A 14,974-nucleotide genomic window follows, 5' to 3' on the forward strand; every position below is an offset into this window, starting at 1 on the left:
ACAAGCAATAAATATGACAATACTCATTAAGAATTCTCAAAGTCCAATTACAATGCCACTTTACCTATTGCATATATCAACACACATTTAAAACATAGCCATAATTTAAAGTATTGTATCTTAAGATACAATAGAAAAAGAAAAGCAGAGTTTGGGAAGGCTCTGCTTTTTGTTTTATTATGGAAAGCTTTATGGTAAAATTATAAGAAAGCAAATAGTATTTTTAGAAAGGAAGTTCACAAATGAAATGGCTTAATAAACTAGAAAGAAAGTTTGGTAAATATTATATACCTAATTTAATGTGGTTAGTTATTAGCTTAAGTGCTTTTGTGTATGCGGTAACATACATTATTTTAGGTAACTTTAGTTATGTAAATAAATTAGTTTTATCTCCACAAGCTATAATGAATGGTGAAATTTGGAGACTTATTACATTTGTATTAATACCGCCTTTAAGTGGAAGTATATTTATGGTAGCATTAGGTCTGTATTTTGATTATATTGTAGGCACCACATTAGAGAATGTATGGGGTGGATTTAAATTTAATGTTTATTTTTTTGTTGGAATGTTAAGTACTATAATAATATCATTTTTAACAGGAATTCCTGCAACAGGTGCAGCAGTTACATTATCAATTTTCTTAGCATTTGCAAAACTATTTCCTGAATATACTATATTATTATTTTTTATAATACCTGTAAAAATGAAATGGTTAGGGTATCTAGCATGGGCCAAAATAGTATTTGATATAGTTTCTTCATTAATTAATGGTGGAGGATTTATAGGTGTAATTGTATGTATAGTACCAATAATTAACTACTTGTTGTTCTTTGGAAAAAGTGATTATAAAGAAACAAGAGTTAGAAAAGGTTCTGTAATAAGAATGAGTGAATATAAAAAGTCAATAAAAGCAAATAAAAAACAATACAGACATAAATGTGCAGTATGTGGAATGACGGATAAAGATGATCCTAATATGTTGTTTAGATATTGTAGTAAATGTAAAGGTGATTATGCATATTGTGAAAAACATATATATGATCATGAGCATATTATAGAGTAAAAAAATTTGAGATGATTTTAGAGATCTTGTTAATATAATGCAATAACCTTTCTTATTACCATTTTTTGGACCCCAGGGGTAGAAAAGAGCCTAACAAATTGATTTTTGCAATCATTTTGTTAGGCTCTTTTTGGTTAAATAAGATTTTGGGAATATATAAAACAAAACTATGAATTTTTACGTTCAATTGCTTTGTTTATAAAGCTATCTTTTTTTATACATACACGCTCATGCTCACCAGTAGCAATTAAGCCTTTATTATCAAATGCCTTTAATGAAAAAGAATATTTACGACCGTCTACGGCTGTAAGTTCAGCTTCAGCAAAAACTTTAACACCTTCTGCAGTTGCTGCTAGATGATTTACTGTGATTTTTGTACCAACAGTAGTATAAATATCTTCTAAAAAAGTTTGAGCTAAATCAGCAGCAGCACCTTCCATTATAGCTGCAACCATTGGAGTAGCAAAAACTTCAACGCTTCCACTTCCAACATTAACTGCTAGTGTATCTTTTGTAACAATAAGTTCTCTTTTAGATATTTGTCCGATTTTTGGTTCGTTCATTATGTATTCATCCTTTCATTTAAAGTATAGTTAAATTATAGCATATTTAATACGATTACACCAGAGAATATGGAAGTTTTTGCACAATTGATTTTACATAAAAGATAGCTCAAAATGTGGAATATATTAAGTTAAAGTATAAATATTAAATAAATTCAGAGATTATTCAAAGATGAAAAAAGGAAGTCTCAGACTGTTTTAAGACAGTTTGAGACTTCAATAATAATTATTGTATAAAATTTATATTAATTGTAAAATATTCGTTTTAATAAAAAGTTCTTCTTGATGAAATTAATGTTATCTCAGTAGGATCTTCAACTGTATATTTATTATTATGATTATAAGAATAATACTTGTTACGATCATAAATAGCTTCTGAGTTATTATTAAATAAATTAGAAATACGATTCCATATTTTTGTTAAAATTTCTGATAAATCTAATGAATTTTCTAAACTTTTATTTTGAGAGATATTTTTAGTAGCATTAGCTACTAAGTGTAATTTAGATTTTTTTAGTGTTCCATAGTTCATAATAATCCCTCCGATTTTAAAAATATTTTATAATAATTTTTTTAGTTTAAAACCTTTTCTTAAGTATAATATAACTTATTTTTTTTATATTTACATCTTGATTAAATTAGCAGATTATTAAAAATTTTTAAAAAAAATGAGAATATATTTAAGAATACATTTAAAATTTAATTTATAATATTAAATTATTAATTTTGCATCGGATTTAATAAAAATAGTAAGATGTGAAAAATTTTCTATTCACATTATTAAAAACTTTTATTAATTTAAAAATTATGTCAAATATGTTTCATAATTTAGACTATTGAGTTATAATTTATTTATAAATAAAATACAAGAGATTAAATGTGGGGAGAATACAGCTATGAATATTATTGGATGTGTATTAATATTAAAAGATGATTTTAACAACATTTTAGTTTTAAAAAAGAAGGTTAAAAGAGGACAACAGGAAATATGGTCATTACTTAACACACCCTTAAAAGGAAAAAAAGATTGTGAAAGATCTTTAAGTAAAGCAGCAAATAAAATGTTAAAGACAGTACTTTTTCAACTTGAAGAATTTAAAGAATTCAGTATAAATGAAGAAGAAGCAGTAAAGGTATATACTGGAGTACTGAGAGAAAGATATGTTTTGGATAAAAGTTATGCTGATGCAGATTGGATAAGTAAAAATAATTTAGAAAAATATGAATTTGAAGAACTTGATAGAAGAATTTTAGAAGAATATTTTAAATAATGGCTCTGTTTTAGTAGCGTGTTGATATATGCATAAGCAAAGTGGGCGGAGTATTTGAACTTAGGAATGCTAAGATTTTGTAGAAAGTGGCTAATATAGCCACTTTTTTTTAAAATAATAAATTATTAATAAATTCGTAAAAAATAAGAACTTACTTTGATTTATAATAAAAGTAACCTTTTATACTAATAAAATTAAATTTACTCATATAGTTATTAAATGAAGGAGTGGAGATTAGGGTTTTATATTGTATAAAGTTATATAAGGAGAATATGATGAAAAAGAAGTTTACAACTATAATTATATCAGCAGTTATACTTTTAAATTCTGTAAGTAGTACTATACCAGTCCTTGCAGCTCCAAATAATTTAAGTATAAATGAAGTTATTCAAAACATACAAGAATATGATAGTAAAATTGAAACAAACATGGACAAGTTAAATAAATATAAAGAGCAAATTCTAGAAAAGGAAAATGAAATAAAAGCAAATGAAGAAGAACTAGAAATAGCTAAAAAGAATTTAGAAGAAAAGGATGAACTGTTATCTGAAAGGTTAAGAAATGTTCATATGAATGGTGGTTTTAAAGTGACACCATTAAAATATTTAGAAGCTTTATTTACTTCAGGAAATATAATGGATGCTGTAGGGAAAGTTGAAGTAATTTCTCAAATGTGTAAGAGTGATAAAAATCTTGTTAAAGAAGCTAAAAATGCTGAGCAAAATCTTAATGATATGCAAAAGAAAATAGAAAAAGAAAATGAAGAGTTACAAAAAAATAAAGAGGAAATAGAAAAATATATTGCAGATTTAGAAGACCAAAAGAAACAACTTATAGATTATGTACAAGAAAATAGTGATATATTAGTAGATAGTACAAGCAGTATAATACCAATAACATTACCATCTGACATGTCTGCTGAAGCAAAAGCTATAATTAATGAAGCTCAAAAGTATTTAGGAATTCCGTATTTATGGGGAGGAACAACTCCAGAAGGGTTCGATTGTTCAGGTCTTATGCAATATGTATTTAATACAAAAGGAATAGAGTTACCTAGAGTGTCGGAGGAACAACAAAGTTTTGCAAAACCTATTAGTTTATCAGAATTAAAACCAGGGGACTTGGTATTTAATAAATCATCAAATTCAACACATATTGGAATGTATATAGGGGATGATAAGTTTCTTCATGCACCTCATACAGGAGATTTTATAAAGATAAGTACATTAAGTACATCTAATATGAAATATGCTGGAAGAGTACTAAAGGTAGATTAAGATTACATCTTAATAGAATGCCTATATAAACACATATTTAAAATGAAAGCAAAAATAAAAATGGGTGTAGTAAGCAATACTTACTATACCCATTTTTATAAATTTAATATTAGATTACCTTTTCTGATATAGAATTTAAATTATCCTTAGTTTCCGTACTGAATTCTGTTAAATTTGCTGTTTGATCGTAAATGGTATCAAGTTTTTTATTTATATTTGAAACATCAGATTGCAATTTAATTGCATCAATTTTAGTAGAAGAAACATCGGATTTTAATATATTAATATCAGATTGCAAAACATTAATATCAAATTTTATTGAATTTTGATTTTGCTCAATGGAATCAAGCTTAGATAATATAGTATTAAATATTTGCTCCATCAATAATACTCCTTTGTATAAAATAAATTACATATAGAGTTTTCTCATTCCTTAGAATAAAATACTAATCTTTCAAATTAGTTTATTCTTATAGTAATTTGTTGATATATTTAAAATAACCATTAAATTATATATTGTATTTAATAATATACTTTTTCTTAATATACTTTAGATTATACAACATATATAAGAAAATATATCTAGGTAAAATTTAGAAAATTATATATAAGTGTTGCATTAAGTCAAAGTCTAAATTTATGATATAATAGTATAAAGAATATGATATTATGAAAATTTAATTATCAAGAAACTGAGTAATTAATACATATTTCTAATATTAAATATAGTAGAAATTAAATATTAGTATCTTACTAAAATAAATGTGAAAAGCAGGGAGTATATATGAAAAATTTAGTAGTATTTTATTCATTAGAAGGAAGTACAAAGCTAATAGCAAATGCTATGGCTAGGAGATTGAATGCTGATATTTTAGAATTGATACCAGAGAAGAATTATTGTAATTCAGGATTTAAGAAGTTCTTTTGGGGAGGCAAAAGTGTATTATTTAAAGAAAAGCCAAAGCTAAAGAACATAGACATTGATATAGAAAAATACGAAAATATATTTATTGGTACACCTATATGGGTAGGAACATATGCACCGCCATTTAATACTTTTTTAGATACTTATAATATAAAAAACAAAAACATAGGATTATTCGCTTGCCATGGAGGCGGTGGAGCATCAAAATTCTTTAAGATTATAAAGAAGGAAATTCCAAATAATAATTTTATAGGAGAAATTGATTTCCTTGAACCAATTAAAAATAATAAAGAAGAAAATATAGAAAAGGCAATAAAATGGATAGATGAAATACTTGTGTAACGCTATTTAAAATGAATTGTTAAAAAGATATTAATAATTTATACTGTTTAAAGATAGGTGTTTAACAATACGAAAAAATATCTTGCTGTGAGGATGTAATTATGAGGAGAATACAAACTATAGGGTTTAAGTTAAGTATAATGATATCCATAATTATTACATTTATTATACCAGCTACTATCACAAAAGGTGGAAGTATAATTGAATATTCATTTGGATTTCCATTTAGATATTTATGTATATATCAATTAAATGAGAGTAATTTAAATTTATTTGTTAATTTATTTAATGGTAATAAAGGAATGAATATTAATATATTTGAACTATTTATTAATGTAGTAATTATATATTTTTTATTATTGCTAATAAAAAAATTTTATATTAATATACGAGGAATAAAAAGTCAGTAATTTAAAATTATTACTGACTTTTTAGTTATATTGATTAATAAAAACCTAAACTGTTGGAGGAGTTTAAATGAATTTTGAATACAAAGGTGAAATTATTGAGTTTCAGATTATAAGAAGAAAAAGAAAATCTATTTGTATAAAAATAGAAATAAATGGAGAAGTACAAGTTGTAGCTCCTATGAGGACTTCAAAAGAATATATATTAAATTTTGTTAATTCAAAACATGACTGGATTATTGAAAAGAGGAGGGAATTAAAAACTGTTTTAAATAAGAAAGTGAAAAGAGAATTTATAAATGGTGGTACTTTTATGTATTTAGGAAAGGAATATCCTATTTGTTTGATTTTCAATGATAAAGTCAAGAAAATATCTATAGATTTTATCAATGAGAGCTCAACTACAAATATAGAAGGAATTTCAAAGTTTCTTATAAATACTAATACATATGAGAATGACAAACTAAAAAAAGCCTTAGAAAATTGGTATAGAAGTAAGACTTTAGATATAGTTAAAGAGAGAATAAGAGTACACAAATTGGAGTTTAAAGATAAGATAACTAAAGTAACAGTTAAAGAGCAAAAAAGAAGATATGCCAGTATAAATAGAAAGAATGAAACTTACTTCAATTGGCGAATAAGCATGGCTCCGCTTGAAGTAATTGATTATATTATTGTACATGAAATGTGTCATATGGATTTTAGAAATCATTCAAAACAATTCTGGAACAGGGTAGAAGAAGTCATGCCAAATTATAAGAAGTGTCATGAATATTTAAAAGAAAATGGAATTAATCTTACTATAGATTAGTAAAATTAGTGATGTTGTTTATATATGCATAAGTAAAGTGGACGGAGTAATTGAACTTAGGAATACTAGAAATGATTATAGTCCTATTTTAGCTTGCTCCCAATATAAAATTGCGACAAGCAGTAAATATGACAATACTCATTAAGTATTCTCAAAGTCCAATTATAATGCCACTTTACCTATCGCATATATAAACACATATTTAAACAAAGCTATAAAAAGCCTACAATTTAGAATTTAATATAGGAAAATAATAAGATTCATCAATTTTTAGTGATGAATCTTTTTTTGTTTCCTTATAGTTTCCTTATAATTAGGATTTATTCTTTTATTGTAGGGAGGAATAAAAAAATGAAAGATATTATATTAGAAACAAAAAACTTAAGTAAGACATTTAAAAAACAAGAGGCAGTTAAGGACATATCTATTAAAGTTGAAAGAAATTCTATTTATGGCTTATTAGGGCCTAATGGTGCAGGAAAATCAACTATATTAAAGATGATTACAGGGATGATTCAGCCTAGCTTTGGAGAAATATTATTTAATGATCATAAGTGGAGTAGAAAGGATTTGAAGTTAATAGGATCTTTGATAGAAAGTGCTCCATTATATGAAAATTTAAGTGCAAGAGAAAATTTAAAAGTTAGAACCATAGTACTGGGACTTTCAGATTCAAGAATTGATGAAGTCCTTGATATAGTAGAGCTTAAAAATACTGGAAAGAAAAAATCAGGACAGTTTTCAATGGGAATGAAACAAAGGCTTGGAATTGCCATTGCATTACTTAATAGTCCTAAACTACTTATTTTAGATGAACCAACTAATGGTCTAGATCCTTTTGGAATACAAGAACTTAGAGAACTCATAAAATCTTTTCCTAGCAAAGGAATTACAGTTATATTATCAAGTCATATATTAAGCGAAGTAGAACAAATTGCTGATCATATTGGAATTATATGTGGTGGTGTTTTAGGATATCAAGGAGAACTAAGAAAAGGTGAAGAATTAGAAAAATTATTTGTAGATATTGCTGGAAAGTATAGAAGGGAGGTATAAAAAATGCTTAAATATTTTTTAGCAGAGAATAAAAAAACAAAACACACTTTTATTAACAAACTTGTATGGTTAGCCCCTATATTCACCATTTTGTTATCAATGTTTTTTGCAGTAGATTATTTTCAAGTTGATAGTTATAACTGGTGGTATAATATGATGCTACCAGGATCACTGTCATTAGGATGTTGTTTATTAAGTAGAATTGATGGAAATATGAAAAATAAAGCAGTAATAGCACTTCCTATAGATTTGAAGAAAGTATGGTTTGCGAAGATTTTAATTGGAATAAAGAATTTATCTATTTCATGTACTATTATTTTAGTATGTAGTCAGTTAGGTGTATATTTAATCAATATAGATGGTATAAAGGAAATTGCTTTAGTAAACAGATTCTATGCTACAACATTACTTATTATTACTTTTATGTGGCAAGTTCCATTAAATATTTTTTTAGAAAATAAGATTGGATTATTTGGGACTATAATTTTAGGTTTAGGAGCTAATATTTTCTTTGGAATTATGGCTGTAGAAAGTTATTGGTGGATGATTCCTTTTTCTTATCCATTTAGAATTATGTGTCCAGTTTTAGGGGTTTTACCTAATGGCTTATTAGCAGTACCAGAAAGTGAAACATTTACTCCAGAACTACTTTCTTATTCATCTATTCCATTTAGCATAATAGTTTCAACTAGTTTATTTTTAATATTAACTTATTTAAGTGCTAAATGGTATGAAAGAAGAGAGGTATAATAATTATGGATACAATTTTACGTTTAATGAAAGCAGATTTTATTAAGTTAAAGCGTACCTCATTTTACTGGGTTCACATTTGTGTACCAGTTATAGGTGCATTTATATTCTTATGGTATTTTTCTTTTTCATCATGGAGTAGCCTAAGTAAGGTACAGGGATATTTAGAAGTTATATCCTTAATATTTCCTATGGTAATAGGTATTGTAACTTCAATGGTAGTAGAACAAGAATCTATGGCTGGAGGATTTAAAGAAATTTTAGGAACTGAATATGGAAAAGGAAGATGCCTTTTAAGTAAAGTTCTTATATTACTTTGCACAGGATTTTTATCTACTATATTAGCAATAGGGATCTTTTTTATTGGATTTCAATATATTTTAAAGCAAAATGTATTACCTTTAAATTTTTATGCTTATGAAACTTTACTTATATTTGGAAGTCAGATTTTTCTTTATCTATTTCATTTATGGATAAGTTTTATATTAGGCAACGGCGGATCTATTGGAATGGGTATATTTGAAAGTTTAATTTCTGCATTGATGATTACAGGACTTGGAGATGGAATATGGCAGTGGCTACCATGTGCATGGGGAATAAGACTTGTAGATTATTTTACTGTTAATTGGGTAAATAGTGGAATAAACTCTAATGAGTTTGCAAGCATTTACGTTGGAACTCAAAATAGCATTGTATTAACTATTTTATTAGGAGTACTTTTTGGAATCTGGTTTAAATTTTATGAAGGTACAAAGTATGTTTAAAATAATGTTGAAATTTCAATAACATCTTTATGTATGGTTATAATATTTTGAATTATATCTTATTTTAGTATAATTAATATATATTAATGAGAAAATTGTTAATCTTTAGGGGGAATAAATGTGGCTGCTATTTTAGCTATAGATGATGAATTAGGAATATTAAATATTATAAAAGTTGCATTAGAAAAAGAAGGCCATATAGTAACTACTGTTTCCAATGCTAATGAAATATCATATAACCAATACACTAAATACGATTTAATACTTTTGGATGTAATGATGCCAGAAATTGATGGATTTACTTTGTGCAATAAAATAAGGAATTTAGTAGATTGCCCTATTTTATTTTTAACTGCAAAGACTATGGAAGAAGATATAGTTAAGGGACTTAGTTTTGGCGGTGATGATTATATAACAAAACCTTTTAGCATAAGTGAACTAAGAGCTAGAGTAAATGCACATTTAAGAAGAGAATATAGAGAAAAACAAAATGCTTTTTATATTTCCGAACTTAAATTTTATATGAATGCAAAAGAAGTATATCATGATGAAGAGTTAATTTCATTTACCAAAAGTGAATATAATATATGTGAATATTTAGCATTAAATCATGGGCAAGTATTTTCAAAGGAGCAAATTTATGAAAGCGTCTTTGGATTTGATGGTCATAGTGATACAACTGCCATTGTAGAACATATTAAAAATATAAGAAATAAATTAAAAGTAAGAGGTATAAATACCATAGAAACTGTTTGGGGGATTGGCTATAAGTGGAAAGAATAAAGAAACAAAAAAGTATAGCTAAAATATTTGCTATGTATATAGCTACATTTTGTGTAATTACAGTTCTTCAAATTATAATAATCGCATTAGTATTTATTATAGGACTTAGAAGTGGAATGATTTTACCTGCCAATTATTATGAACAAACAGTAGAAAAAAACAGAAACCAGATTATGGTTACAGAAGAAGTATCAGAATTTATACCAGAAGAATGTAACTATGTAGTATATGATTTAAATGGAAAAATTATTAGTAGCAATGTATCAGAAAAAAATGCATTAAAAATATGGAAAATGATTAAAGATGATAGAACTAGTTATGGTAATAATTATTATAAGATAATACCAAGAGGCAATGAAATTTGTGCTGTAAGATATAAATTAACAGCTCAGTTCTCTAATCCAATTTTACGTAAATATCTTCCAAGTGCTGAAGGGTGTCCAGTAATTTTATTTATTATAACATTTATATTAGGAGTAATAATATTATCTAAATGCTTTAGTAAAAGAGTAGCTAAAGAAATGAAGATTTTAAAAAATATTACTGAAAGCATAAAGGTAGAGAATCTAAATTTTGAGACAGAAGAATCAAGTATAACTGAAGTTAACGAAGTACTATCGGCTTTAGACAAAATGAGATTAGAATTAAATGTATCACTTAATAAACAGTGGAATTTAGAAAAATCACGAAAAGATCAGATAGCAGCTTTAGCACATGACATAAAAACACCATTAACTATAATTAAAGGTAATTCAGAACTACTAAGGGAATTAAATTTAAATTCGGATGCTATGGTATTTAATGAAAATATATTAAATGAAATTAAAAATATGGAGTATTATATAAAATCTTTAATAGAAATTATGAAATCAGAAAAAGAAATTATGCTTAAAAAGGAAAATGTGAATTTAAAGATATTTATAAATGAAATAATAGAGCAAGGAATCTTATTAATAAAAGATAAGCAAATTAAATTTATAAATGAAGTTAAAACAAATATAGAAATAATTATCGTTGATAGGGTATCTTTAAAACGTGCGATTATAAATATTATTACCAATGCAATTGATTATTGTCCTGTAAAAGGTGAAATTTTATTTAGTGTTGATTCTAATAATAAGTATATAAGTTTTACAATTGAAGATAATGGAAGAGGTTTTACTAAGGAAGAATTAGATTCAGCAACAGAACAGTTTTATCAAGGTGATAAAAGTAGAAATTCTAAAAATCATTATGGTATGGGTTTATATATAACTAGAAATATTATAAAAAAACATGGTGGAAATCTTATATTAGAAAATTCAAAGGAAATGGGTGGAGCAAAGGTCGTTATTAAGTTACCATTATAGAAGATAACAATAGAGTTACAGCTCTGTTTAAAATCAGTGTTGACAATAGAATGTATAAAAGTGGACAAATTAATTTGTCCACTTTACTTCTTAATCCTAATAATTTTAAATTGTTCATAAATTCTAATTGATAAATTGGAATTTATATATTTCGGTTATCTTCAAACTTAGCACAATAAAAATCAAAACTAATCAAAAAACTTTCCCTTATAAAAATTCTCATTGTCAAGTTTCTTTGCTGTCAGCCTGAACATGACGCAGCCATCTGGGCATACAATATCCTTGCTATATTTACTATTGCCACCAATATTCTCTAAATCTCCACCACTTCTGACTGACTCCATGATTGGGAACATAATCATCATAACCTTGGAACAGATACCCTGTCCATCCGAATTTATGGGACATCCATAGGTGCAGGTATACTTATCCCCCACTTCCTCGCCGTTTCGGCAGTACCGCTCTGTATGGTCACTGCGAAGAAATCCAGTTACCTCAATTTCAAATTTGTACTCCTCATCATACCATTTTTTCATGATTAACCTCCAAATTCTAATTTATCCAATAGTTTAATAAACAACTTACTCGCATAATAATACGAGTGTTCAATACTTTATATTCTTATTATACATAATTTATGGATTATAATTCCAGTAATTATGTAAATAAAATTAAATTTATACAAATATAGATTATGTTCTCTTAAAATCCTTTACCATAGTATAACTATGAGGTATATTACTGTGAACTATCAAGTTTTTAGTTTTTACAGTTTCTTTATCTGTGCTAAATGTATTAAGTACACTAAATTGCAAATAATAAAATAAATAGGTGAGTGCAAGGAGTGTTCTTATGAAAAAATTACTTTATATAACTGTAAACTCAAAGCCTGAAAATTTGTCTGCAAGTAAAACTGTAGGAAGGGCTTTTGTAAATAGATTTTTAGAGAAACACAGTGACTTTGAAATAGAGGAACTAGATTTGTATAAGTGTCATATACCAAGACTTGAATATGAATATTTTGAAAAGAGAAGCTGTCTAGTAAATGAAGACGCATTTAATAAACTGGATAAAAAACAACAAGAAGAAGTTCATAAAATAGTTAAACTAACAGATCAATTTAAAGAAGCAGATGTATATGTAATTGCTGCACCAATGTGGAGTATGTCTTTTCCAGCTCCATTAAAAGAATACATTGATTGTATAGTTATGGATGGAAAAACAGTTGATATAAAAGATGGAGAAAAACCAGAGGGGTTATTAAATGATAAACCAAGAGGTGCTGTATATATACAATCATCTGGAGCAAAAATGAATGTATTACTAAAGATGGTGATGGATAAAGGTGTTCATTATATAGAAAGTATAATGAAATTTATGGGGATTGAAAAATTTAAAGAATTATTAGTAGATGGAACAGGAACAACAGAAGAAGAAAAAACCAAGGCCATAGAAAAAGCTATTGAAAAGATAGATTCTGTAATAGATAGTATATGGTAAATCTTTCGATGATGCTATAGATATTTTTGTGCAGTTTGTAAATTAATTATTTCAATTATAAATTCACAAAAAGAATTGAAATAAGATATCATAGCTTCATCAATTATTTCATCTTCACTATTGGGACTTCTTTTTAGACATTCCCTTATTCTAACTAAAAAAACCTTACTTTCAGAAAAATTTTCTTCTAGTTTTTCTTTTTTGTATTTATAATAAACCATTTCATACTCCTTTAAATCTTTTAAATTTTCTTCGCGTATTATTTCTAAGTACTCCCTATCTCTTTTAAAAGTAGAGTATCCAAGAACGTAATCTAAATATTTTTCTTCTAAAATAATTATCTTATCATTACTATTTATAAGTAGTTCACCAAATGGATAAACAAAACCAGTTATAAATGTAATATGTATATTATCATGTTGAAAATGATTTTTTAGAATTGGAGTTAAGTAATCTTCAATTTCAATTTCATCTTCCCATTCAAGTTCATTAATAGATAAGATCATAACATCTATATTACTTCTGTTTTTATCAAAACAAGTTTCATTATAACTTCCAAAAGTTGCAATACATATAATGTCTTTTAATTTATTAAAATTTAACTGACAATCTCTTAACTTAATCTTATTCATACATTTCACTCCAATTGGCATTAATATATACATTATATCATAAAATAATTGTTCTAAATATAAATTACAAGGTATTAGAAAGGTGAGAGATATGTGTATAGACATATGCATAAAAAAATTTGATATGGTAGAATATAATCATAAAGTAAAAATAAGTAAATGATTAAGGGGGAATTTTAATGTTAAATAAAAAATTAAGCAGAATATTAGGACCAGTTATAGGTGTTATGGTATTTATGACAAGCTTAGGAGTAGGACAAGTTAAGGTTTTAGCAGATGATAATATAAATAAGGCTTCAGCAATTTGTGAAAATACAATTTCCGAAAAAGAGAAAGATTATTCTATCAATATTAATAAAACTGTTGAACAAAATGGCTTTAAAGTAACTTTAGATAAGGTAACTGGAACAAAACATGATTTAAAAGTACAAGTGAAAATTCAGAGTGACAAGCCTTTTGATACAGAAAATTATAATAATATAATATCAGAAGTTACATTTGGAAAAAGTGATTGCTGGGGTGGCGGTGGATCAGAGAATTATATAAACGATAAAACTTTATTATTAACTATAGAAAAAGAAATTGATGACGATGAAGAATTTCCAGAAAAGGGAGAGTTAAGAGTGGATATAGTAATTCCAAGTTATAAAATTAATGTAGGAATAGATGCTTATGTAGATTTTTCAGAATCATTTAAAAATACATTAGAAATGAAATCATCGTCTAAAATACCAGAATTTGATTTTACATTAAATAAATTGGAGTCTAATGTTATGGGAACAAGATTTGAGTATACTACACCATGGCAAGACTTTGATGAAAGACGAAAAGATCCTGTAGAATCTCAATATTCTTTAATTATATTAAAAGCTGGAGATAGGATGTATAAAACAGAGAAATCAGGCAGTCATTCTTCAAACCATGAAAATATTATAGAAACATATGAAAGTAAATCAGCAACTTATGATAAAGTTAAAGGTAACCAAAATTTAAGCTTAATACCAATAGTTTGTTATATGTCTCGAGATGAAATAAACAAAATATATAATGAAGATGAAATAAATAATAATGAAAAATTAAATTCTAATAAAGAAACTCTTAGTAATGTTAGATATTTAAAATCATTTGAATTTTCTGATGGAACTAAGGGAGAGATATATAATATAGAAAGAAAAGACAATAAAATAAAAGTTTATTGTAAAGGAAATACAGATAAAGCAGGTCTTTTAATGGCAAGTAATATGTTTATGAATTATGAATTCGATGAGAACAATATTATGTTTAACCATATGTATAATAATGGGAAGGGTAAGAGCTTCTATAAAGATTCTAATGAGGATTTAGGATATGTTGTAGAATTTAATAATGTGGAGAAAGATAGAATGATAAATTTAAATATTGAATCTATTATAAATCAAATAGATAAATTTAAAATAGGAAATGAAGTTGAATTATCTAAATAATTTAATGCTTAAAATTA

General features: G+C 26.0%; 18 protein-coding genes and 1 pseudogene. 13 read left to right on the forward strand and 6 right to left on the reverse strand.

Features of this window, described 5'->3' with window-relative positions; translation table 11 throughout:
- The first annotated feature begins 242 nt into the window (after positions 1-242).
- Positions 243-1,064 (forward strand): rhomboid family intramembrane serine protease, encoded by an 822-nt coding sequence (locus tag RGC78_RS02320; RefSeq protein WP_252215361.1) that lies wholly within the window; start codon positions 243-245, stop codon positions 1,062-1,064.
- 167 nt (positions 1,065-1,231) lie between these two features.
- On the opposite strand, the gene RGC78_RS02325 is transcribed toward RGC78_RS02320, so the two are convergent.
- The gene (locus RGC78_RS02325) at positions 1,232-1,627 is read right to left on the reverse strand and encodes a thioesterase family protein (RefSeq protein WP_252215364.1); all 396 of its coding nucleotides are present in this window, start codon (positions 1,625-1,627) and stop codon (positions 1,232-1,234) included.
- A gap of 265 nt (positions 1,628-1,892) precedes the next feature.
- Positions 1,893-2,159, reverse strand: coding sequence for a hypothetical protein (locus RGC78_RS02330; protein WP_252215366.1), 267 nt, complete (start codon positions 2,157-2,159; stop codon positions 1,893-1,895).
- Between the two features lie 364 nt (positions 2,160-2,523).
- Between RGC78_RS02330 and RGC78_RS02335 the strand changes: the two genes are divergently transcribed.
- Positions 2,524-2,898 carry a hypothetical protein gene (locus RGC78_RS02335; RefSeq protein WP_252215369.1) on the forward strand — a complete coding sequence of 125 codons (375 nt, stop codon included), beginning with the start codon at positions 2,524-2,526 and terminating at the stop codon, positions 2,896-2,898.
- Between the two features lie 275 nt (positions 2,899-3,173).
- Complete coding sequence (locus RGC78_RS02340; protein ID WP_252215372.1) at positions 3,174-4,175, forward strand: C40 family peptidase; 1,002 nt, start codon at positions 3,174-3,176, stop codon at positions 4,173-4,175.
- A 109-nt stretch (positions 4,176-4,284) separates the two neighbouring features.
- Here the strand turns inward: RGC78_RS02340 and RGC78_RS02345 are convergent, their stop codons facing one another.
- Complete coding sequence (locus RGC78_RS02345) at positions 4,285-4,557, reverse strand: hypothetical protein (RefSeq protein ID WP_252215374.1); 273 nt, start codon at positions 4,555-4,557, stop codon at positions 4,285-4,287.
- Positions 4,558-4,959: 402 nt separating this feature from the next.
- Between RGC78_RS02345 and RGC78_RS02350 the strand changes: the two genes are divergently transcribed.
- The 8 genes from RGC78_RS02350 (at position 4,960) to RGC78_RS02385 (ending at position 11,362) form a co-directional block, all read left to right on the forward strand.
- On the forward strand, positions 4,960-5,442 hold the full coding sequence (locus RGC78_RS02350; protein WP_252215376.1) for a flavodoxin family protein: 483 nt from the start codon (positions 4,960-4,962) through the stop codon (positions 5,440-5,442).
- Positions 5,443-5,543: 101 nt separating this feature from the next.
- Entirely contained in the window at positions 5,544-5,852 is a 309-nt protein-coding gene (locus RGC78_RS02355) for a hypothetical protein (RefSeq protein WP_252215378.1), read from the forward strand.
- Positions 5,853-5,919: 67 nt separating this feature from the next.
- Positions 5,920-6,660 (forward strand): M48 family metallopeptidase, encoded by a 741-nt coding sequence (locus RGC78_RS02360; protein ID WP_252215380.1) that lies wholly within the window; start codon positions 5,920-5,922, stop codon positions 6,658-6,660.
- A 351-nt stretch (positions 6,661-7,011) separates the two neighbouring features.
- A complete protein-coding gene (locus RGC78_RS02365) occupies positions 7,012-7,716 on the forward strand; it encodes a lantibiotic protection ABC transporter ATP-binding protein (RefSeq protein WP_252215383.1) in 705 nt (234 codons plus the stop codon).
- A gap of 3 nt (positions 7,717-7,719) precedes the next feature.
- Entirely contained in the window at positions 7,720-8,466 is a 747-nt protein-coding gene (locus tag RGC78_RS02370) for a lantibiotic immunity ABC transporter MutE/EpiE family permease subunit (RefSeq protein WP_252215386.1), read from the forward strand.
- 5 nt (positions 8,467-8,471) lie between these two features.
- Positions 8,472-9,230, forward strand: a complete 759-nt coding sequence (locus RGC78_RS02375; RefSeq protein ID WP_252215389.1) for a lantibiotic immunity ABC transporter MutG family permease subunit — start codon at positions 8,472-8,474, stop codon at positions 9,228-9,230.
- 120 nt (positions 9,231-9,350) lie between these two features.
- On the forward strand, positions 9,351-10,013 hold the full coding sequence (locus RGC78_RS02380; RefSeq protein WP_252215392.1) for a response regulator transcription factor: 663 nt from the start codon (positions 9,351-9,353) through the stop codon (positions 10,011-10,013).
- Positions 10,001-11,362, forward strand: coding sequence for a sensor histidine kinase (locus RGC78_RS02385; RefSeq protein ID WP_252215395.1), 1,362 nt, complete (start codon positions 10,001-10,003; stop codon positions 11,360-11,362). Before RGC78_RS02380 ends, RGC78_RS02385 begins: the two co-directional genes overlap by 13 nt.
- A 188-nt stretch (positions 11,363-11,550) precedes the next feature.
- On the opposite strand, the gene RGC78_RS02390 is transcribed toward RGC78_RS02385, so the two are convergent.
- Both RGC78_RS02390 and RGC78_RS02395 read right to left on the reverse strand, forming a co-directional pair.
- Complete coding sequence (locus RGC78_RS02390; protein ID WP_252215398.1) at positions 11,551-11,898, reverse strand: TIGR04076 family protein; 348 nt, start codon at positions 11,896-11,898, stop codon at positions 11,551-11,553.
- A gap of 156 nt (positions 11,899-12,054) precedes the next feature.
- Positions 12,055-12,204, reverse strand: a pseudogene (locus RGC78_RS02395) (IS1595 family transposase); the annotation flags it as partial.
- 10 nt (positions 12,205-12,214) lie between these two features.
- Here RGC78_RS02395 and RGC78_RS02400 point away from each other — a divergent pair.
- Entirely contained in the window at positions 12,215-12,862 is a 648-nt protein-coding gene (locus tag RGC78_RS02400; protein ID WP_309555960.1) for an FMN-dependent NADH-azoreductase, read from the forward strand.
- Between the two features lie 14 nt (positions 12,863-12,876).
- Here RGC78_RS02400 and RGC78_RS02405 read toward each other — a convergent pair whose 3' ends face one another.
- Positions 12,877-13,494: a hypothetical protein gene (locus RGC78_RS02405; RefSeq protein WP_309555961.1), complete on the reverse strand. Its 618-nt coding sequence runs from the start codon at positions 13,492-13,494 to the stop codon at positions 12,877-12,879.
- A gap of 179 nt (positions 13,495-13,673) precedes the next feature.
- Here RGC78_RS02405 and RGC78_RS02410 point away from each other — a divergent pair, with 179 nt between their 5' ends.
- A complete protein-coding gene (locus tag RGC78_RS02410; RefSeq protein WP_309555963.1) occupies positions 13,674-14,957 on the forward strand; it encodes a DUF4179 domain-containing protein in 1,284 nt (427 codons plus the stop codon).
- Positions 14,958-14,974: the final 17 nt, after the last annotated feature.

It is taken from the genome of Clostridium aquiflavi, from assembly GCF_031344075.1.
Lineage (GTDB): Bacteria > Bacillota > Clostridia > Clostridiales > Clostridiaceae > Clostridium > Clostridium aquiflavi.